We start from the raw sequence: 20,764 nt of genomic DNA, 5'->3' as shown, positions 1-20,764 counted from the left end.
CCAACTTGCGTTCCTACTATACGAGCTAGAATAGTCCTAATTTGAACAGCTTGATCGTTCCAGGGGAAGTAGCAGACGCCGCGTTTAAAAACTTTCAAGACAGCGCCATTTTCACCAACAAACGATTAATTGTTGTGATGTACAGGGTTTCATAGAAAGTCGAAGTCTACTTGCTGCCCTACCTTTCGATTGATATATGGCCTATGGAGAGAATTGTGGAGGGGGTTAGGAATTCACACTGAAAATATAGAGTGATACGACAAAAAATAGAATACATGAAATTATTGATAAAATCAGGCGACGATCCTGACTTTCTCCTCTCTTCACTTCAATGATGTACATAAACATAGCGATGCCGGATGTGAGGGTTAAATATCCTAAATATAATGATTTTCGAGTACTGAACACGATACATATAAAAAAGACAAATATTAATACCGTAAAAAAATACCTTAACAATTGAAAAGGTTTTTTGTTCAAGTAATCACCTCATAAATACCTTATTTACCAATATTATAAACGATAGGAAAAAGAAAGCCCCAAAAGGATTAATCCAATTGGGGTCTATCCAAAATAACGTATCTTGTTTTCACCAACTCATCATCTACTGCCTCATATATCTCCAGATCATGGTCATAATATCCTTAGATTGGTCATAGCCGTCAGAGCCCCTGAAGGCTTCGACATAGGGCTTCAGGAGTGCGTTGACGACGGATTCGCGCAAAGGCTGTTGATCGATTTCATAGCGCAGCGCTGCCGACAGTTCGGCCTGCGACTTCGTGAATCTAAGCTGGCATGCGAAATCGTCCAGTGCCTGCAAAATATCCTCCTGCTTGACCTCTTCCTGCATCAGCTGGCCTTTCATCACATGCAGCTTCTCGTCATCAATGACGGAGGTGTTCTTCTCGACCAGGCATTCGATAATATGGCTCATATAGTGCAGCAATATTGTACTGGCGACATCCTTTGGATCGAGAATTTGATTGATATTTTTGGCCGTAAACAGCAGGTGCTGCTGAATCCCCATGAAAATCACGGCTGCCTCAAAGGCAGAACGGCGCAATTTCTCGCCATATACTTCAACTAGGCGATCGGCGAGCCAACCGATTTCAATGATCCGGTGGTACATGACATATTGCTTCATTTCTTTATCGTGAGAATGCAGAATTTCCTCGAACAAAGCGGACAACCCGTATTTTTGGCTCGTTTGCGAGATCATCGCGATTTGCTCGATTAAGATATGGATATCGCTGGGGTCTTTGCCGATCTGCAGCTCGCTTCTTTTCATGCGCGCTTCGTAACGCAGCTTCTCTAATACGGCGCTGACGCAATCATTTTTCGAGGAGAAGTAGTTGTAGAATGTCCCTTTGGAAATGCCTGCGCGTTCAATAATATCTTGAATAGAGGTTTGCATGATTCCCTTTTCAATAAACAGGGCAAAAGCATGGTCAACCACTTGCATTTTACGTCGATTCATGAGTTCCTCCGTACAACTTGATACCAACAAGTATATCCACGATGCTTCAAAAATACAATGTGAATTATACCCTGGGTATAAAAACTTGATTTTATTGTACCGATGATATAAAATCATCAAGTAACTTTAAATTTTAAATAGAGAATAGGAGAAACTTCAGGATGAGCGATACTGTGAAACAGTTGGAAAAACCGCCCTATTTAATGATAGGCTTGTTATTTTTTGCAACCTTCGTTGCTTTTCTTAATAACTCATTGCTTAATGTCGCTTTGCCGACGATTATGCATGATTTCAGCATTGATTATTCTGCCGTTCAGTGGCTTTCCACCGGATATATGCTGGTCAGCGGGATTTTGATTCCCGTATCCGCCTTTTTGCTGACGAAATTCACGAACCGCAGTTTGTTTATTACGGCATTATCCATCTTTACATTAGGAACCTTGATCGCCGCCTATTCGCCGAACTTCGGCTGGCTGATCGCTGGACGGATGATCCAGGCTGCTGGATCCTCAGTCATGTCGCCATTGTTGATGAACATCATGCTCATCAGCTTCCCGCGCGAGAAGCGCGGCGCAGCTATGGGGGTATTCGGTCTGGTTATGATCGTGGCTCCAGCCATCGGACCGACACTTTCCGGTTATATCGTGGAATATCACGATTGGCGCCTGCTGTTCGAGATGATTCTTCCGTTTGCGGTTATCGCGCTGCTGCTGGCCATCTGGAAGTTCCGCAGTGTGATGCCAACGAAGGAGACCAAGCTGGACTACCTGTCCGTGGTGCTTAGCACAATCGGTTTTGGCGGATTGCTGTACGGCTTCAGTGACGCAAGCAGCGCCGGCTGGGGCGACCCTGTCGTCGTAACCTGCATCGTTGCCGGTGTTATCGGAGTTGCGCTGTTCGTCATTCGCCAGCTGCGCCTTGAAATTCCGCTGTTGAACCTGGGCATTTATAAATATCCGATGTATTCGATGGCTGCCATCATTTCGGCCGTCAATGCGGCGGCGTTGTTCTCGGGGATGATCCTGACGCCAGCCTACGTGCAAAATGTGCGCGGCATTACGCCGCTGGATTCCGGTCTGATGATGCTTCCCGGCGCTATCGTCATGGGGATCATGTCCCCGATCACGGGTAAGCTCTTCGATAAGTTCGGACCGCGTGTGCTTGGCTTTGTCGGCTTGACCATTACCGCTATTGCTACGTTTATGATGTCCAAATTCGATTTGGAAACGACATATAGCCACATCATCATGCTGTATTCCCTGCGTATGTTCGGGATCTCCATGGTTATGATGCCGATTATGACCAACGGCTTGAATCAGCTGCCTACGCGCCTGAATCCGCACGGTACGGCGGCGAACAATACGATTCAGCAAGTTGCCGGGGCGATTGGCACCGCGATTTTCGTATCGATCATGAACTCGAAAACGAAATCGAGCGCGGCCAGCCAAATTGCTGCCATGGATCCAACTACAATTACGGATCAAGTAAAGGCCCAAATCGGCCAAACGGCCCTGCTTGAAGGGATTCAATACTCCTTCCTGATTGCGGCTGCGACGACCGTGGTTGCACTAGTGCTTACGCTGTTCGTCAAGCGCGTAGACGTCAGCAAGGCGGCTCTAGCCAAGCTGGAGAGCGAGCCTGAGCCTAGCGCGGCGAAGTAATTGAAATAACAAGGGTTTATCCAATAACAAGCTCGAAGCCCCAGTCTTAGGACCGGGGCTTCGAGTCTTTTTACAAACCGATATGATAGAGCCGGGAAGCTGCTATCCGCTGTTTTGTTTGAGCAGCTCAATGAGCTTATAGAGATAATGCGCGCCGCGAAGCTGTTGTTCGATTTGCACATCCATATAAGCCAATGAATCCATGGTAATTCTTCGAACCTCGGACAGGCTTTGCTGATTGATTTTCTCCATGATCCCGCGGACCGTCTCCAGCAAATAAACAGAGGACTGTACGGTTCTAATAATTAATAACCGGCGGATATCGTCGCGATGATATCGCCGATAACCGCTCCCGGGATCGCGGTCAGGAGCAATCAAGCCTTCCTTCTCCCAGTGCCGTAATGTGGTAGCAGGCACATCTATTTCCTTCGCGACTTCCCCGATGGTATACCACTGCTTCTTCCGGCTGGCAAGGAAGCTTTCCATTTGATCCGGCTTCAGAATCTCCAATGCCTGCAGGGCTTGCTGTTTCTTCTGATATAGCTCGGCTTGTACCCGGTTGATCTCCCACAACGCATCCGTATATTTCTTCTGCTGAAGCATCGGCATCACCTTCCGAACCAAGGCCATGCCGAAGCCCGGATACATCGCCCGGATACACTTAAAATAAGCCTCATGTTCTTCCGTATAAATGCGATAGCCATTGGTACCCCGCTGAGGAGTTGGAACAATCCCCCAATCTTCATAATGCCGCAATGCACTCGTACCGACATCTAATTTCCTCGCAATTTCAATGGGTTTAAGTTTCATACAGTCACCTCCCCATACAGCGAAAGTAGTTTAAATTAAAACATTAGAGTAATGTGACGGCCTATGGTCTTATTTACGACCTTGATTGGTTATTCTACAAAGCATCATAAACCAAAACCTTCACACTTGCACGAATGTTGTAATATCGAGGTAGATTTAGCGATTTCACGATAGGAGGTTATTGAAATGACGGAGCAAATGTCTGGAAAGATCATCCCGATCCTGCCCTGCAGGTCTGTGAATGAACAGCTTGAGTTCTACCAATCGTTAGGTTTTAAAATGACGTATAAGCAGGCAAGGCCGAACCATTATGCTTGCATGCGTCATCCTATAGCAGAATTGCATTTCTTTGTGCTTAAACAATTGGATCCTGCGAAGAATTACAGCATGTGTTATATACACGTAGCTGATGTGGATGCCGTGTACGAGACTTTCTGCGAATCGTTAAAAAGAAAGACGAACCGCATTCCCGTTAGAGGTTATCCGAAAATAACGAAGCCGAATAGCCTTGCGGAGGACCGCAGGTTTAATCTCGTCGATCCATCGGGAAATCGCTTGCTCATTGGCACAAAGCGTGCTGCGCCCCAATCCAAGGCTGAGGCTGATGTCACCGTGCATGCTTCAAAATTTAGAAATGCATTTGAAACGGCGTACAAATTGGCCTATGCCAAGGATGATCCTGCGCATGCTGCCAAGGTTCTGGATTCGGTGCTGCCAGGAATGGAAGAGGCGCCGCTTCCTCTTAGGTACAGAGCCGTAATATTGCGGGCGGATATTGCGCATTTACTGGATGAGAATGAAGCCGCGCTGTCATTCATGGATGAAGTCAGCCAAATCAGCCTGTCCCATATGAGCCTGTCTGCGGAGGAACACCTTTTAGTGCAGGAGGCGGCCAAGCGCCTGGAGGAGCTGAAGTCAGCACTGCCAGCAGATCAAAGGCTGCAGCGGCCGGAATAGCTTCAGCGCCATCCATCCCCATCTGGGGAAAGCCTAGCTTCATTTAAAACCTTAAAGTAGCGTGGACGGCTTTTGTTCCTGATTACACCGCTGCATACAGCAGCCGCTTCTTAAACCTTCACACTTGCACGAATGTTGTAATATCGGGGTAGGCTGAGAAATTTTTCGAGGAGGAGATCGTTTGAATAACGAGATATTTATTAAGGGTGCGAGGGAGCATAATTTGCGCAATATTTCCCTGTCCATCCCTAAGAACAAGCTGGTTGTACTGACAGGACCATCTGGATCGGGCAAGTCAACCTTAGCGATCGACACTTTATTCCGGGAATGCCAACGGCAGTATCTGGAGTCGATGGGCATGCAGGGGATCAATAAACCCAAGATGGACTCCATCGTCGGCCTATCCCCGGCCATCAGCGTCAGCCAGCATGTGACCAACCGCAATCCCCGTTCCACCGTAGGCACAGTCACCGATATGTACACGAGCTTGCGCATGATCTTTGAGAAGCTGGGGAAACGCCCTTGCCCGAATTGCCATCAGGAGATTCTGCCAACGCTGAACCAGGAGGACATCGAAAAAGAAGCGGGCAGCTTCAAGGAGTTTATCAAGTGCCCGCATTGCCAGCATCGCATGGAGAAGCTGACGCGCACCCATTTCTCCTACAATACGATAGAAGGCGCATGTCCGACCTGCAAGGGGTTAGGCGAGGTAGTGCAAATTCATGAGGCATCCGTCTTTCATCCGGAGAATCCGATCGAAGGTGGCGCTGTTGACCTGTGGAAGGGGCGGTATGCGGATTATCAGGTGTCGATTGTTAAGACGGCTATGAAGCACTATGGTGTACCGATCGAGGACGGTCTTCCTCTAAAGGATTACAGCCCGGCGCAACGAGCGATTCTGTACCATGGCGTGGAGAGTCAGGAAGTGAAGCAATGGTTTCCTCATATTGCCCCTCCGAAGGCGGTAGGCGACGGAAAGTTTGAAGGCGTGCTGACGGGCATGTGGCGGCGCTTCTCTGAGAAGTCAGGCGCGTCGGCGGAGGGAGAAGCTTACTTCTATTCGCAGCAATGCCATGACTGTCAGGGCAGCCGGTTAAATGAAATCAGCAGAACCGTTACGGTTGCGGATACGACAATCCCCCAGCTTGTCCATCATTCCCTGGAGGAAATGCTGGACTGGGTGAAGCGGGTCGAGTCATCGCTGGATCACAATTCCCTGCTGCAGGTAGAGATGTTCACTCTGGATATGGCCACCAAGCTCAATCGATTGATCCGAACCGGGCTGGGGTATCTGACTTTAGACCGTCAAACGGTCAGCCTCTCCGGCGGCGAAGCCCAGCGTATCCGGCTAGCCTCCATCCTGGATTCGGCCTTGACCGGCGTGCTGTATATTCTGGATGAGCCTACGGCGGGCCTTCACCCGCGGGATACCCTGGGCTTGGTTAGCGTCATGAAGGATTTACGGGATCTGGGGAATACCGTCCTTGTCATCGAGCATGATGTCGATGTGATGAGAGAGGCGGATTATATTATCGATATGGGGCCGGGAGCGGGAGCTTATGGCGGAATGGTCATCGGCGAGGGAACGCTGTCCGAGCTCGTTCACCAGGAACAATCCATTACCGGCCAATACTTGCGCTATGAACACACAGCAAGAAGAAATGTCCGCCAAGGTACGGGACAAGCGATTGTCGTGCATCGGGCCAGCCTGCATAATTTGCAGGATGTGACGGTGTCCTTTCCGGTCGGCTGTTTAATTGCGGTGACGGGGGTCTCAGGCTCTGGAAAATCCACGCTCGTGTTCGATGTGCTGGCGAAGGGAAATGATAAAATCCATGAAGGCTTTGAGCGGGTGGACGGCTTGGAGCACTTCGGCCAAATGGTCATCGTCGGACAATCGCCTCTCAGCAGGATGAAGCGTTCGAATGTCGCAACGTATACAGAGGTATTCACCGAAATCCGCAATGCCTTCGCACAACGGAAGGAAGCCAAGCAGCGGAAGCTGACGGCCAAGCATTTCTCCTTCAATACGGAGGGCGGACGCTGCGAGAATTGTCAGGGGCTCGGGTATGTCCCGATGAACATGCTGTTTTTCCCGGAATTGGAGGTGACATGTCCGGTCTGCCATGGACAGCGCTTCAAGCAGGAGGTACTGGCCGTTCAATATAACGGGTATTCCATCAATCAAATTCTGGAGAGCTCTGTACAGGATAGCTTGGATATTTTTAAGGAGGAAGGGAAAATCCGTTCAATCCTTGCATTGCTGGTGGAGATTGGCTTGGGCTATTTAAAATTGGGGCAGTCGCTGACCACGCTCTCCGGCGGGGAGGGGCAGCGGTTGAAGCTGGCGAAGGAGCTGATGAGGACATCGCAGACCAGCACCCTCTACTTATTAGACGAGCCGACGACCGGGCTGCATCCGAGTGATGTGAAGCAATTGTCCAAGCTGCTGGATCGCCTCGTGGATGCAGGCAATACCGTGATCATTGTCGAGCATAACAGCGAGCTGATCAGAACTGCGGACTGGATCATTGATCTAGGTCCGGAAGGGGGACGGCAGGGCGGTCATATCATCGCAGAAGGGACACCGGAAGCGGTCATGAAGCATGCAAGCTCGCATACCGGCCGGTATTTATGATCATACAAGGCAAGTTCTCTGCATCCGCAGGATAAGAAGACGGTAAGCCGGCGGTAGAGGGGATACAAGCTTTGTCGTACAAAGTAAGCTCACCACAAAACAGCCCCATACCTGCTTAGGTATGGAGCTGTTTTGTTCTATTTATACTCGCCTGTATATTTCGGAGATACCAGATTGACGCCCGTTGCTTGCTTGAACTCTTGGACACGTGCATTCTTAGCAGCTTCAATGCTGCCCAGACCCAGCTTATCCAAGGTAGCCATAGCTTCGTTGTAAAGAGATTCGAATTCTGCGGCGTTCTTGGCTAAAATCATCTTGGGAACGATCTGCGCCCAGAAGACGGTAATCTTGGCTTCGGCGTTCGCTTCTTTGGAGCCCGGCTCATAGGCGTCGAAGAGGTTGCCTGAATCAAGGACGTCGTTGCTGTACATGTATTTGGCCGATCCATAGAATAAGCCGTCCATGTATTGGGTCTGCTCTGTCTCTTCGGCTTCCCTAACATGCTTAAGCCATACCTCGTTCGTTAACCACCAGATTGACTCGAAGCCCCACTTCTTCGTAGCGGCGTTCCAATCCGCGTTAAACTCTTGATCGATCTCTGGATTGCGCTTATATTTGCCATCGGCGGTGATCGTAAATGTCTCGCCTTCTTTGCCAAAGAAGCTGGCTGCATGGCCTTGCTCGCTGTACAGGTACTCCAAAAATTGAATTGCCCGGTCTGCGTGCTTGGACTTCTTGTTCACGAAGGTCAGCGTCCAGCCTTTGTTCAGAGATCTGCCATACTGGGGCAGTGTACCCTTGTTGGATTTGATCGCATCGATCGTAATGTATTTCGCATTTGGATCCGAGAGATACAGCTGGCTGACGGGTGTCGTATAATCGGCGTAGCTGCCGATCTTCATGAAGACGGCGCCCTGCGTCATTTTCTCTTCAATTTGATTACGTGCGCTGGTGAAGTTCTCCAGAGACAGCAGTCCTTCGGAATATAATCGATTGGCGAACTCCAGCACATGCTTGAATTCCTCCGTTCTGCGGAAGTCAACGTAAGAGCCGTCCTCCGCTTCAGGTACCGCACCAAAGGAGCCGGCCAGCACGCCTAGGGAGTCATTGATATATTTGTCCTTGTCATCGAAATACAGCGGCAGTACGGTCATGCCATTGTATTGAATATTCGCCTCTTTCACTTTCTTCAGGGCTGCGATGAAGGAGTCCTCCTGCTGCAGGTCCTCTACCGTAATCCCTAATTGATCCATGATGTCTTGTCTGACGATAATCTGGCCGTTCGAGCGTTCGTTATAGAATTTCTTGACGTCAGGATATTGCTCCAGCATTTCCGGCGACACATAGTAGTTCGGAATCGCGTAGAGATTCCCGTCTGCCTGCGTATACCAATCAACCATCGTCTCCGGCAGAATTGTAGACAGGTAAGGATCGTATTTCTCCATTAACTCATTCAGCGGAGCTACCATTCCGCTATTCATCAACGTCTGGATGAGCGAAGTGCTGTTCCAGCGGTCGAGCGTAATGATATCCGGCAAATTGCTGGTCGCCATCATAACGTTGAACTCCGCGTTCACATCGTTGCCCGCATGAATGAACTCCACGCTGACCCCGGTTTCTTCGGTGATGAGCTTATCCACGTAGTTGTTTTTGGCGTCCCACTTCTTGGAATATCCCGCCACTCCGGTGTACCAGGACAGGGACACGGGCGAGGTGTTCGATTTCCAGCCAGGCTCGCTGTTGGATTGGGAGGCTGCTGCCTCTGGAGAAGAATTAGACTTGGCCGGTGTGCTGTTGCCTGCGCCTTTTTCGCTGGAGCAGCCGGTGATCATGACCGTTAGAGCCAGCGCAATCGCCAATAATCGCAATGATGCTTTGTTCATGGTATTTCCCCCTATGTGTAGAATAATAAATCTAATATCATCAATCCTCAAATACCGCCTAGCCTTTGACAGAACCAATGAGCATTCCTTTAATAAAAAATTTCTGTACGAAAGGATAGACCAGCACAATCGGCAGTGATGCAGCAACCATGGCGGCTAACTGCAGGGTGGTGGTGGTGACTGAACCCTGTGCCGCTCCGAGGGAGCCTGACATATTCGCAAGCAATAGGGCCGCCTCCGTGCTCTGAATCAATTTCAGGATGTACAGCTGCACGGTCTGCAGGCTGTCGCCCTGGGTGAAGATCATGGCATCGTAGTAGGCATTCCAGTGTCCGACCGCCGTGAATAATGAAATGGCAGCAATAACAGGCTTGGACAGCGAGAGAATAATGCGGAAGAATATGGTGTACTCGCCTGCGCCGTCAATTTTGGCCGATTCGATCAATGCTTCGGGAAGCTCGGCAAAATAAGACCGGAACAGAATCACATTCCAGAAGCTGAACAGCGTCGGAATAATAAAGACCAGGAAGTTATTGTAGAGCCCCAGCGCATTAATCAGAATGAAGTAAGGGATCAGTCCGCCGCTCAAATACATGCTCATTAGCCCTAGTGTTGAATAGAGCCTTTTAAATCTCAGGTTCCTCCGCGAGAAGGCATAGGCGAACAAGGCCGTAAAAAGTACATGGGTGACGGTGCCGATCACCGTTCTGGATAAGGTTACAACGAAGGACTTCACTAATGCGGTATCGCTGAACAGCGCGCTATAGTTATCCCATGTGAACTGCCTTGTCCATAGATACACGCCGCCCTTGGCATAGTCGAGGCCATCATTGAATGAGCCGATGACGGAATACCAGAAGGGATACAGGGTGAGTACGATTAAGCAAGCCATGATGAATACGTTGAACATATTAAACAGCCGATTCGGCCATGAATGATCTCTAACCATAGGTTCCTCCCTAAAAAATCCCTTTCCCGGTTATTTTCTTAGCTATGAAATTAGCCAGGTACAGCAGGAATAACGCAATAACGGTCTTCATTAATCCGACGGCCGTTGCATACTCCATGCGGAATTCCCGTAATCCGACCTTGTACACGTAAGTATCGATGACCTCACTGGCGTCAATGTTTAGCGGGTTCTGCAGGACGAAGAATTGGTCAAAGCCGCTGTTCAGAATATTGCTGATCGAGAAGACAAGCAGGATGACGATCGTGCCTGTAATCGCCGGCAGTGTAATATGCCAGATGCGGCGAAACCGCGAGGCCCCGTCCATATAAGCCGCTTCGTACATTTCCTGATCGATGCTGGCAATCGCCGCAAGATATAGAATGGCGCCCCAGCCCAGTTCCTTGACTAAATTCGTAAGCACCGCCAGCAGCCAGAAGTAATCCTTCTCGGCGAGAAAATGAATCGGCTCGGAGATGATGCCGAAATTCACCAGCAGGTAGTTCAATACGCCGTTGCTTGGCGATAGAATATTGATGATTAACCCCCCGAAGATGCTCCAGGAAATAAAGTGCGGCAGATAAGTGATCGTCTGCGTCAGCTTCTTGAAGCGGGGAAAGGTGAGTTCATTCAGAAACAATGCAAACAGGATCGTGACCGGGAAGGTGATGCAGAGACCTAGTAAATTGATCCCGAGGGTATTGCGCAGCATGTTCCAAAAGTTAATATCTGAAATGAATTCCTTGAAGTTCGCCAATCCGACCCATTCCGAAGAGAAAATCCCCTGGATTCCCGTAATGATGTTGTAGTCCTTAAAGGCGATAATGACGCCGTAAAGCGGTATGAACGTGAAGATCAGAATAAACAGGATGCCCGGGATGATCATCGATTGGAGTGAAAGCTGGTCACGATTGCGGGAGGATCCTTTCTTTCGTGCCAAAGCCAGATTTGATTTCGCTGTAGAAGCCTCCGAGTCTGTCATCTCTCTCTAAACCCCTCTCTTTTTGCTGTATAACTAAATTGTAAGCGCATTATTTAAGGGGAAACAGGACTCGGGTTTGCGAAAAGGTATCATTTTTCGTCATCCGAAAAATATCTACCGACGTGCAAAAGCCTTCGCATTCGCATAACGAACGTGAAGGCTGGAATTCCTCTATGAAGAACGTCAAGCACCATGAAGCTTCATATAGTACCGCTTATTTCATGAGCTTCTGGTATTCCTTCGGGCTCATACCGCAATAACTTTTGAATACACGGGTGAAATTTTTTGGATTGCTGTACCCCAATGCGGAAGCGACATCGCAAATTTTGACATTGATGCCGTTCAGAGCTTTCTTGGCATAGTCCATCCGCTGCATCGTGACATAATCCTGAAAGTTCATCCCGGTACTCTCCTTAAATAACTTGCTGAAATACGCGTAGCTGACATTGCAGTAGTTGGCGATCACAGCCATATTAATCTCGCCGAGCAATTGCTCTTCGACGTACTTCTTGGCGATTTCCACCATATCATAGCTGCGGATCAAGCTCTGGCGCGCCTCGATCGTCTGCAGTATTCGGGATATGAGGTATAAGCGCAATTGCTCGCTCTGTTCAAAGGCAGAGAAATCCTGCTTCTGACGGGGAATCCAGCGGATGGTTTGCAGAATCGCATCATAATTGCTCCGGATGCTGTCCAGGGTGCTTCTTCTTAATGATTCATCATTGAAATACTTTTGAATATAGGGGAGCACCTGATCCTTCCGGCCCATATCGATGATTTCGGTCAAAATCCTCAGATCCGCAGGGGCGATATGGCGATCCTCCCTTGTCAGAATCTCGTCGTAAAGCAGGATGGACCGCGGTCCTGCGGTCAGCTTGTAGCTCAGTACTTCTAATGCGCTCCGGTAGGCTAGAGCCAGCCCTGTCGCCGCCGAGACGGTCATGCCTACGGCAATAACAACAGGGAGCTCTGGAGTGCTCCCCAGGAATTGCTCCAGAACCTGCTTGACCGCGGAGCTTCGGTCCCGCAATCTATCGTAATTGATCCATACGACAAGATCATTTTGTCTATTGTAGAACGAATAAAGCTTCATAGGTAAACGATTCGTGTCCGGCCTAGTTAAGAGGGCATCCCAGTCGGCGCCCAATGATTCGGCGTTTGAGGCGGAATGCATGGGGGAGAGAATCGCTGCCGCCGTATCCGGATAAGGCAGGCTGAGGCCCAATTCGGCGAATATGCGTTCCAGAGCATGCTCATCCTGCTCGGCGCTTTGGAGCACCCAATTCATGCTTCTGCTGACTCTCTCCATTTGGGTTAACATTTTCTCCGACTCGCCCTTCTGGTACTGCTGCTCCTCCTGGCGGAGCTCGCGGACAATCTTATCCAATACTTCCAGCAGCTCTTCTGAATGCGCAGGCTTGAGCAAGTAATCGCGCACGCCCAGCTTGAAGCTCTCCTTGACCAGATGAAAATCATCATATCCGCTAACCACGATGATTTTATGCTCATGCTTCCCTTGCAGCTGCTTGATCATTTCAATCCCGTCCAGCACCGGCATGTTCAGATCGGTGAGTATGATTTGCGGGTTCTCTATATTAATGATGGACAGCGCATCCGCGCCATCTTTGGCCGTCAGGATTTGCCCGATATGCTGAACCTGCAGGTAGGCGACAATGTCCCGAAGTCCTTCGCGCACGATTTCTTCATCGTCGACAATAAGCAGTTTATACATTCCATATTGCCTCTCATTCATAGGGTAATTTGATCTGTACTTGAGTATAATCGTTCTTTTTGCTCTCGATGGTGAGATAGTAGGACTCCCCATAATACAGGCGCAGCCGGGAGTTGATATTATATAGTCCGATGGAGCGTTCGGGAGCATTCGGAGCGGGAGCGGATTCTTCATAATGAAGCGGAGCTTGAAAATGCTCGTTAAGCATGTTCAATTTCTCTTCGCTCATCCCCGCGCCATTGTCAATAATATCGACCCGAACCTGCTGCTTCAGCACATAGCAGCGAACTTGAATCTGCAGTGAATCCTTCTGCACGGTTTTCCCATATTTAATGCTGTTCTCCACGATCGGCTGCAGCAGGAATTTGATCACCGGGTACGATTTCAGCTCCTCGGTAATTTCAACCTCGAGCTGGATCGACTGACTGCTGCTTAGCGATTGGAGGCTGACGTATTTGCGGATCAGCCCGATTTCCTCCTTGAGCGTAGTATGCAGGGTATTGCTGCTGAGATTGTACCGGAGTATTTTTCCGAAATCGGCCATCCGGTCGGCTGTACTGAACATGCGTTCCTTGATGAGCTTCATGCGAAAAATATCCAGCGTATTGTAGATGAAATGCGGGTTGATCTGATATTGCAGCGCTTGGATTTGCGCTTCTTTTCTTAACCGCTCCTTCATGACGATGCGTTCGATTAAGTGATTATTCGTCTCGATCAGCCCGTTGAAATCCTGCGCGAGCTGTCCCAGCTCATCCGGCTTGGTATCGCTGATTCGCAAATGGGGATTGCCGTTGATGACCTTCCTCATCGTGGATACAATGCGATTCAGCCGCAGAAAAATCGTCTTGAACATGAAGTAGCATGTTACGATCAGCAGCATTACGCTGAAAATGATGAGCAGCAATTGGTTCAGCATGCTTTTGTGAATCGACTGATTCAGCTGCTCCAGGGATACCTTGTATACGAAGGTCTGCTGTATGGCATCAAATGTCCGGTACAAATAGAGATGCTGATCGTAAATGAAATGAGCATCTGATTCGGTCAAATGCTGCTGCAGAATCTCGGCTTCGGCGGCTTCATCGACATCGGTAGCGGCTAGCGTAATATTAGGCTCGTGATACAGAAATTGTGTAATATCCGAGGGGTAAGCGCCTTCATTTGTGCTGAGCAGACGATCCTCGGCTACCATGACAGCGACCAGTCCCAATAATTCACGTGAAGGAGAGTACAGCTTGGTAAGGAGCGTGTATTTGCTGCGGTCGGAATTCAGGGAGCTTGGCCCGAGCTGGAGGTCATCCGGCTTGAGCCACATTTGCGTCTCATTCTCCTGTGCCATAAAGGCTTGCAGCTTCGCATTGGAGGCCTGCCTCTTCAGATGCAAGAAGTAAGGCCAGGACTCTGGAATCTGATCATTCATCATATAGATGCGGATGGAATAGTCGTCGGTTTCCGTAAATGCAGTCGCATATTTAATGATTGGAATCACGCTGTCCAGGTATTGGCTGAGGAAATCCGCGTCATCTCCTAGGAAGGGGTCACCTATGAACGTAATGATTTTGCTATTTTTGCTGACGATCTCGGTTAAGTCATACGTCATATCAATCCGGCTTTGGATTTCCTGTGAAGCTTGGTCGAAGGCGTGGGACATATTTGAAATGAAGCTGTCCTGAATATTTTGCGTTGATTTCTGGCTGTTCCAGATGAGAATCAGGGACAGCAGGATAAAGGGAATAGTGTACATGGTGATCATTTTGACCATGATGCTGTTTTTCTTGATTTTGAATAACATAGCTGCACTCCTAATGGAACAGAAATAGGGTTATTGCAATTGATGTCTATAGGCATATGCATTCCTGTAGTTTCTCGGTGTTACCCCGTATTTCTTCTTGAAAATACGTATAAAATAGCTGGTTTCCATTCCCAGCCGATGAGAGATTTCCTGAACAGAATATTCAGGATTGCTCTCGAGCCAAGCCGCGGCCTGCTCCAAGCGGACGCGCTGCAAATAGGCGTGGGGACCGATCCCGTAGGCATCGCGAAAGATACGCTGAAAGTGCTGAACGGAGTAGCCTACGGCATGGGCAATATTAGAAATATGCAGATTTTCGTCATAATGCTGCTTCATAAATTGAACGGCCTGCTGCAGCGCATCCTGCGACGCCTTGGGCTGGTTCGGCAGAATAGGATTCTTATGGCTAATGACATGCTCGGATAAGAGGAGCAAAAATTCATATAATTGGATAGACAGCTGCCCCTGGATACCCGGGGAGTCGTTCATACAAGCTTGCCAGATCGTTGTTAATTTATGGCTCATTACATCAAGGGCTGCGGGTTTCAGCGGAATACTGGTCATGAACGGGAGGTCGAAGCCGTTGATCATAGGCTCTACCGCCGTACCGTATATGCTTATAAACCCCAGAAGCCAGGTCTGGCCCGAGCCAGGATAGTACTCGTGGGCAGCCTTAGCTGGCAGCAATAGGGCATGATTGGGAGTCAATACGAGCTCTTTACCATCGGGAAAGTGAAATGTACCATATCCGCCAAAGTTAATGAAGCATTGCAAGGTCGGATATCCCATCGGCCTGTATTGATAGTTCTGTTCATGCAGTCCACAGCTATAGAGCGCCAGAGGCAGCGGGTGGGAAGAGGGGTTCGGGAACAGTCGAAAAGGCATCAGCATAGTGTCTTCTCCAATTCATCGATGTAATAATAGGTCTATTAGTCTACTATTTATATTCTTAATCCTAGTTAAGGAAAAGAACAATAGCTAAACGGAGGGATGTTCATTTTATACTATTTTCCGTCCGTTTTTGTCCTAACTTACCTTCCTTAAATTTTCATAGAATGGGGATATCATAGGGAGAAGGATTTGAGAACATGAGAGAAAGACTGAGCATGGATAGAGACTGGCGGTTCCATTTAGGGGATCCTGTCCAAGCGAAGGAAAGCAGCCATAAGGCGGTATACGGTCTTGCCAAAGCGGGCGGGATCCGGGGGCCTGCGGGAATGGAGTGGAACGACAACGAGTGGGACACGGTGCAATTGCCGCATGACTGGTCTTATCAGCAGCCCCTCGACCGTGAGAACGGGGTTCCAGACTTCGGTTATTATCCCCGCGGGATAGGCTGGTACCGCAAAAAATTCAAACTGGATCCCGTTGATCAGGGGAAGCAGCTTCTCTTGGAGTTCGACGGGATTGCCACACATGCTGCGGTTTATTTTAACGGAAGCATCCTCGAAAGGAACTTTTGCGGATATACGAGCTTTACCGTGGATATTACCGATCGCGCCTATTTTGGAGATCAGCCGAATCTGCTCGTCGTGAAGGTCGATGCCACCGTATCGGAGGGCTGGTGGTATGAGGGGGCGGGAATATACCGGCATGTCTGGTTAACGAAGACCGCGCCCGTTCATATAGCTCATCGCGGCATATGGGTGAATCCAATAAGGCAGGAGGCTGGTCGATGGCTTACGAATGTAGAGACGACGATTAGGAATGAAACGGAAGCTGCTGTAAAATATCAGCTTATTTCCCGAGTCGAGCAAGCAGACGGCGATATCGTGGCGGAAGAGCTGGCAAGCGGCAGCTGCGCAGCGGGACAATCCCTCGCAGTTACGCAGGATCTTCCGATCGAGCATCCGGCATTGTGGGACGTGGACGCCCCTCATCTATACAAATTGTACTCTACCCTTGTCGTGAATGGGGAAGAGCTGGATACGGCCGTTACGAATTACGGATATCGCACCATCCGCATTTGTCCCGATACCGGCTTCTATTTAAATGACAGGCCGCTCAAAATAAAAGGCACGTGCAATCACCAGGATCATGCGGGGGTAGGCGTCGCCCTGCCGGACGGAATCCAGGAGTATCGCATCCGGCGCTTGAAGGAGATGGGCAGCAATGCGTATCGCTGCGCTCACCACAACCCGGCGCCGGAGCTTCTGGATGCTTGTGATCGGCTGGGGATGCTAGTCATGAACGAGAACAGGAATTTTGACAGCTCCCCGGAAGGGCTGCGGCAGCTGGAGAACATGGTGACTCGGGACCGCAACCATCCGTCTGTAGTATTTTACAGCCTATTTAATGAGGAGCCTTTGCAAGGGACGCCGATTGGGCGGAAAATGGTGAAACGGATGATTCGCGCCGTGAAGAAGCTGGATCCTACCCGGCCGATCCTGGGCGCCATGCATGGCGGAGTGATGGAGGACGAGGGGGCTGCTGACGTTACTGACATCGTAGGCTTCAACTATATGAATGGCGGATACGACAAGTTCAGGGAGAAGCATCCGAAGCAGCCAATCATTGGCTCTGAGACGGTCAGCGCCTTTTCGACCCGCGGCAACTATATCAGCGATGACAACCGGCAAATATTCGACAGCTATGATCGAGAGAAGGCCAGTTGGGGAAATAGTGTAAGAGAGTCGTGGAAGACCATTAATACTCGTGATTTTGTCATGGGCACCTTCGTATGGACGGGGTTTGATTACCGCGGTGAGCCGTCGCCGTATGAATGGCCGAGTGTCAGCACGCACTTTGGAATTATGGATACCTGCGGATTCGCGAAGGATTCGTACTATTTATATCAAGCCTTCTGGCTGGATGAGCCGGTGCTGCACATTGTAGGACATTGGAATTGGCCCGGCCAAGAGGGACAGCAGGTCAAAATCATGACGCATACAAATTGCGACGAAGTCGCGCTGTACCTGAACGATGTCTTCATCGACCGGCAGCCTATTGATATTTACGAGCAATATGAATGGGATGTCGTGTATGAGCCGGGGACCCTCAGGATGGAGGGATATAAGGGCGGCCAGCTCGTCAAAGCAGCGGAGATCCAAACGGCGGGTAAGGCTCATACTGTACGCGTCGAGACTCAGAAGCTGGCTTTATCCGGCGACGGCAGGGATGGGATGGCGGTCAATGTCTATGCGGTGGATGGGCAGGGTCGGTTCGTTCCTACGGAGCAAGGCAAAATGTCCTTCTCCATCAAAGGAAGCGGGGTCATCCTTGGTGTAGGCAATGGAGACCCGAACTGCCATGAGCCGGACTATGCTGCGGAACGCAGCTTGTTCAACGGATGCTGCCAGCTTATTGTCCAAAGCAAGGTTGGAGAGGAGGACATTGTGCTGACGATCGAAGGTGACGGATTGCAGCCCGCATCTCATGTTATCCCTGTTCAACCTGCTGAGGAGCCGCCTTTCGTCCCGTCCGTAGATGAACGGTATATCAACAACTGGCTGATCACGCAGGAGATTGCTGCGGAGCGCCCGGATCCGAACGTGATGATTCATCCTACGGACATGAACTCGTGGGAGATGGTCGATGTCAGCTTCGGCGCCCTTCAGATGCTGCGTGGCGCCAGCGGCTATGTCACTTACCGCAACCAGGCACCGATATCGGATGTGGAGAAATCGGGGCGGCCTTATCTCTGGTTCCATTCGATTAGCGGTGATATTGAAATTTATGTGGATGGCAGGCTGCAGCTGAAGCAATTCTTGCCTTGGCCCGAGAATTTGGAGGTTCCGCTGCTAGGAGCCGAACTGAAGGATCAAATCACGATTTCTGTGTTAATTGGAATCACGCCCGATATGTACAGCCCGGGCATTCAAGGCTCGGTCTCAATCCGCACGAAATAGAAGCAACGAGGGAGGAGCCATAGGGGCGTACTTCCCTGGCCTCAACAATAAATCCATGCCTCCTAGAGGTATGGATTTATTGTTTGTCGGGTGAATTCGGTGCTGCAGAATTGGCCGCCTCGCGTCTAATTTATGAATGAACTTGAAATTTTGGGGCTTGATCTTTAAAATGAGCCATTTCCCTGGGCATACGAATGAAGTAAGATCGAATCAAGCGTACCTATAGAAGAGTGGTATGGAAGAGTGTCTATGGAAAGGTTCCCAGGGGAGTGGCGATGATAGTTTCACCTAGGGAAGGGGAGCGGTCGGCGGGACACCGATTGAAGCCTGGATGAACGAGGAGACGCTCAGGGAGGTCGGCGGCTATGAAGCTGTTTTGGAGCAGTGCAAGGACGATGGCTACGTGAAGGAGACGTTGCGCAAGGATGAAGAGAGCAGCCGCCTCTGGTACAGCCATCTGAACGATACCGACCTGGGGCTGCAGGAAGGCTGGTTCAATGCCGTGTGCGATATGGCGGATTGGGAGCTGATTGAGGTTCCAGGCGCTTGGTCGGGCAGCCGGCTGGAGCTGAGTACTTTTTTCCCATTACAAGCCTTCCGGCGTCTTTAACAGCATGATTGCTCCTTTGCGGGAATATCCTGTTAAGGGCATTCTCTGGTATCAAGGGGAATCCAACACCGGGCAGCCTGCGGGGTACCGCAAGTTGTTCGCGGCATTGGTTAGGGACTGGCGGCGGAATTGGGGAAGCGCTGACCTGCCGTTTATTTATGTGCAGCTGGCCAATTTTGGCGAGGAGGACGATGCTCAAGGGAATTGGGCGGTGCTGCGGGAGGAGCGGCGCAGAAGCCTGGAGGTGCCGAATACCGCGATGGCTGTAACCATTGATGTCGGGGAATATAACGATCTGCATCTGCGAATTTGTATAAACGTGAGGGCTTCCGGCGTCGCCGTTTAGTACGAGCGGATGTGACTGAATGAAGCACCTCTAAGTTTTCGAAGCTATTGTATAGGGGGCCTGTATCTTTCTAGAGCGGATAGAGATTTATGAATTTGAGGACGGTAACAGGTGGGGAACAATCACTCTACCCTCGATTGCTCCGGCGATCTAGCGGACCGTAGATCCGCTATTTTCCCAAAAAACCACCAATTCCGAAGTTAACGGACCGCAGTTCCGCTATCCAAGGGGAATTGGGGCAAAACGCGTTCATATAGACTGAATAGCGGAACCAGGGTCCGTACAGCATATCAAATTCGGTCAAAAAGCCGGAATAGCGACCTGTGTGTCCGTTAGCATCAGGCCCGGCAGATCATGGCTTCGCCATATGGACCTCCTCTTCAATAAAATTCAAGCAGCTTGAAGCTGAGTTAGCGTCTGTTAGGGCTTCCAAATATGCGTTATACTAAAGAAAATTACATGTTAGGAGAGAGAGCATATGCACCCATTCGACAAGTGGCTGAATGAATCCCAAATCATTGAGAAGGATCAATTGCTTCAAATTCCCGCACCAGGAAATACCGATTATTTCATTAATCCGGAGTCCGGGGAAGTCAAGAACAATGCGCCATTTCTATATACCGAGGTTCAAGGGGACTTTGTATTGCGCGCAAAAGTAAGACATGATTTCATCTCTACCTACGATGGGGCAGCGCTCTTTATCATGGACCGCGATAACCGCTGGGCGAAGCTATGCCATGAATACAGTGATTTTGATACATATACTGTGGTTAGTGTCGTGACGGACGGCGTGTCGGATGATGCCAACGGAGTGAACCTGGACGATAAAAGCGTATGGCTGCAAATCGGCAGAAAAGGCGACGCATTCGCCATGCATTACTCTACGGACAGGGAGAACTACCGGATGGTCAGAGTATTCAATCTGAAGGCTTCCGATACGTTGAAGGTGGGAATCGTGTCCCAATCGCCAACCGGTCAAGGGCTGGTCAGTGATTTCTCCGATATTCAGCTGGAACGGGTAACGATGGAGAATGTCAGAGCCGGTAAATAACCGCCTTGATCGGAGAAGGTTGTAACCGCTTCAA

16 protein-coding genes are annotated in these 20,764 nt (G+C 49.8%); 8 read left to right on the top strand and 8 right to left on the bottom strand.

Going from position 1 to position 20,764, the window contains the following annotated elements; genetic code table 11:
• Window positions 1–41 precede the first annotated feature (41 nt).
• Window positions 42–155, top strand: a complete 114-nt coding sequence (locus tag GNP95_RS24690; protein ID WP_155613475.1) for a PH domain-containing protein — start codon at window positions 42–44, stop codon at window positions 153–155.
• A 449-nt stretch (window positions 156–604) separates the two neighbouring features.
• Here the strand turns inward: GNP95_RS24690 and GNP95_RS24685 are convergent, their stop codons facing one another.
• Window positions 605–1,477 carry a TetR/AcrR family transcriptional regulator gene (locus GNP95_RS24685; protein WP_196427315.1) on the bottom strand — a complete coding sequence of 291 codons (873 nt, stop codon included), beginning with the start codon at window positions 1,475–1,477 and terminating at the stop codon, window positions 605–607.
• Between the two features lie 161 nt (window positions 1,478–1,638).
• On the opposite strand from GNP95_RS24685, the gene GNP95_RS24680 reads away from it, so the two are divergent.
• The gene (locus GNP95_RS24680) at window positions 1,639–3,138 is read left to right on the top strand and encodes a DHA2 family efflux MFS transporter permease subunit (protein WP_155613473.1); all 1,500 of its coding nucleotides are present in this window, start codon (window positions 1,639–1,641) and stop codon (window positions 3,136–3,138) included.
• A gap of 102 nt (window positions 3,139–3,240) precedes the next feature.
• Here the strand turns inward: GNP95_RS24680 and GNP95_RS24675 are convergent, their stop codons facing one another.
• On the bottom strand, window positions 3,241–3,948 hold the full coding sequence (locus GNP95_RS24675) for a MerR family transcriptional regulator (protein ID WP_155613472.1): 708 nt from the start codon (window positions 3,946–3,948) through the stop codon (window positions 3,241–3,243).
• A 186-nt stretch (window positions 3,949–4,134) separates the two neighbouring features.
• Between GNP95_RS24675 and GNP95_RS24670 the strand changes: the two genes are divergently transcribed.
• Together GNP95_RS24670 and uvrA are read left to right on the top strand one after the other, a co-directional pair.
• A complete protein-coding gene (locus tag GNP95_RS24670; protein ID WP_155613471.1) occupies window positions 4,135–4,905 on the top strand; it encodes a bleomycin resistance protein in 771 nt (256 codons plus the stop codon).
• Window positions 4,906–5,086: 181 nt separating this feature from the next.
• On the top strand, window positions 5,087–7,543 hold the full coding sequence (gene uvrA, locus GNP95_RS24665; protein ID WP_155613470.1) for an excinuclease ABC subunit UvrA: 2,457 nt from the start codon (window positions 5,087–5,089) through the stop codon (window positions 7,541–7,543).
• Between the two features lie 137 nt (window positions 7,544–7,680).
• On the opposite strand, the gene GNP95_RS24660 is transcribed toward uvrA, so the two are convergent.
• The 6 genes from GNP95_RS24660 to GNP95_RS24635 form a co-directional block, all read right to left on the bottom strand.
• A complete protein-coding gene (locus GNP95_RS24660; protein ID WP_155613469.1) occupies window positions 7,681–9,426 on the bottom strand; it encodes an extracellular solute-binding protein in 1,746 nt (581 codons plus the stop codon).
• Window positions 9,427–9,484: 58 nt separating this feature from the next.
• Entirely contained in the window at window positions 9,485–10,375 is an 891-nt protein-coding gene (locus GNP95_RS24655; RefSeq protein WP_155613468.1) for a carbohydrate ABC transporter permease, read from the bottom strand.
• A 10-nt stretch (window positions 10,376–10,385) separates the two neighbouring features.
• Complete coding sequence (locus tag GNP95_RS24650) at window positions 10,386–11,354, bottom strand: ABC transporter permease (protein WP_155613467.1); 969 nt, start codon at window positions 11,352–11,354, stop codon at window positions 10,386–10,388.
• Window positions 11,355–11,568: 214 nt separating this feature from the next.
• The gene (locus GNP95_RS24645) at window positions 11,569–13,107 is read right to left on the bottom strand and encodes a response regulator (protein ID WP_196427314.1); all 1,539 of its coding nucleotides are present in this window, start codon (window positions 13,105–13,107) and stop codon (window positions 11,569–11,571) included.
• A complete protein-coding gene (locus GNP95_RS24640; RefSeq protein WP_155613465.1) occupies window positions 13,100–14,875 on the bottom strand; it encodes a sensor histidine kinase in 1,776 nt (591 codons plus the stop codon). The genes GNP95_RS24645 and GNP95_RS24640 overlap by 8 nt, the downstream gene beginning before the upstream one ends.
• Before the next feature lie 30 nt (window positions 14,876–14,905).
• A complete protein-coding gene (locus GNP95_RS24635) occupies window positions 14,906–15,766 on the bottom strand; it encodes a helix-turn-helix transcriptional regulator (RefSeq protein WP_155613464.1) in 861 nt (286 codons plus the stop codon).
• Window positions 15,767–15,963: 197 nt separating this feature from the next.
• On the opposite strand from GNP95_RS24635, the gene galA reads away from it, so the two are divergent.
• The 4 genes from galA to GNP95_RS24615 all read left to right on the top strand — a co-directional run bounded on the left by galA (window position 15,964) and on the right by GNP95_RS24615 (window position 20,730).
• Window positions 15,964–18,723 carry a beta-galactosidase GalA gene (gene galA / locus GNP95_RS24630; protein ID WP_155613463.1) on the top strand — a complete coding sequence of 920 codons (2,760 nt, stop codon included), beginning with the start codon at window positions 15,964–15,966 and terminating at the stop codon, window positions 18,721–18,723.
• A gap of 331 nt (window positions 18,724–19,054) precedes the next feature.
• Window positions 19,055–19,333 carry a hypothetical protein gene (locus GNP95_RS24625; protein ID WP_155613462.1) on the top strand — a complete coding sequence of 93 codons (279 nt, stop codon included), beginning with the start codon at window positions 19,055–19,057 and terminating at the stop codon, window positions 19,331–19,333.
• 4 nt (window positions 19,334–19,337) lie between these two features.
• On the top strand, window positions 19,338–19,679 hold the full coding sequence (locus GNP95_RS24620) for a sialate O-acetylesterase (protein WP_155613461.1): 342 nt from the start codon (window positions 19,338–19,340) through the stop codon (window positions 19,677–19,679).
• Window positions 19,680–20,157: 478 nt separating this feature from the next.
• A complete protein-coding gene (locus GNP95_RS24615) occupies window positions 20,158–20,730 on the top strand; it encodes a DUF1349 domain-containing protein (RefSeq protein WP_155613460.1) in 573 nt (190 codons plus the stop codon).
• Window positions 20,731–20,764: the final 34 nt, after the last annotated feature.

The organism is Paenibacillus woosongensis (assembly GCF_009725165.1).
GTDB lineage: Bacteria > Bacillota > Bacilli > Paenibacillales > Paenibacillaceae > Fontibacillus > Fontibacillus woosongensis.
This window is presented reverse-complemented; position numbering and strand designations above follow the sequence as displayed.

Excerpts from the sequence above, each read along its gene's own strand:
- GNP95_RS24685 (WP_196427315.1), bottom strand. The coding sequence starts at position 1,477 with ATGAATCGACGTAAAATGCAAGTGGTTGACCATGCTTTTGCCCTGTTT.
- GNP95_RS24680 (WP_155613473.1), top strand. The coding sequence starts at position 1,639 with ATGAGCGATACTGTGAAACAGTTGGAAAAACCGCCCTATTTAATGATA.
- GNP95_RS24675 (WP_155613472.1), bottom strand. The coding sequence starts at position 3,948 with ATGAAACTTAAACCCATTGAAATTGCGAGGAAATTAGATGTCGGTACG.
- GNP95_RS24670 (WP_155613471.1), top strand. The coding sequence starts at position 4,135 with ATGACGGAGCAAATGTCTGGAAAGATCATCCCGATCCTGCCCTGCAGG.
- GNP95_RS24660 (WP_155613469.1), bottom strand. The coding sequence starts at position 9,426 with ATGAACAAAGCATCATTGCGATTATTGGCGATTGCGCTGGCTCTAACG.
- GNP95_RS24655 (WP_155613468.1), bottom strand. The coding sequence starts at position 10,375 with ATGGTTAGAGATCATTCATGGCCGAATCGGCTGTTTAATATGTTCAAC.
- GNP95_RS24650 (WP_155613467.1), bottom strand. The coding sequence starts at position 11,354 with ATGACAGACTCGGAGGCTTCTACAGCGAAATCAAATCTGGCTTTGGCA.
- GNP95_RS24645 (WP_196427314.1), bottom strand. The coding sequence starts at position 13,107 with ATGAATGAGAGGCAATATGGAATGTATAAACTGCTTATTGTCGACGAT.
- GNP95_RS24640 (WP_155613465.1), bottom strand. The coding sequence starts at position 14,875 with ATGTTATTCAAAATCAAGAAAAACAGCATCATGGTCAAAATGATCACC.
- GNP95_RS24635 (WP_155613464.1), bottom strand. The coding sequence starts at position 15,766 with ATGCTGATGCCTTTTCGACTGTTCCCGAACCCCTCTTCCCACCCGCTG.
- galA (WP_155613463.1), top strand. The coding sequence starts at position 15,964 with ATGAGAGAAAGACTGAGCATGGATAGAGACTGGCGGTTCCATTTAGGG.
- GNP95_RS24625 (WP_155613462.1), top strand. The coding sequence starts at position 19,055 with ATGAACGAGGAGACGCTCAGGGAGGTCGGCGGCTATGAAGCTGTTTTG.
- GNP95_RS24620 (WP_155613461.1), top strand. The coding sequence starts at position 19,338 with ATGATTGCTCCTTTGCGGGAATATCCTGTTAAGGGCATTCTCTGGTAT.
- GNP95_RS24615 (WP_155613460.1), top strand. The coding sequence starts at position 20,158 with ATGCACCCATTCGACAAGTGGCTGAATGAATCCCAAATCATTGAGAAG.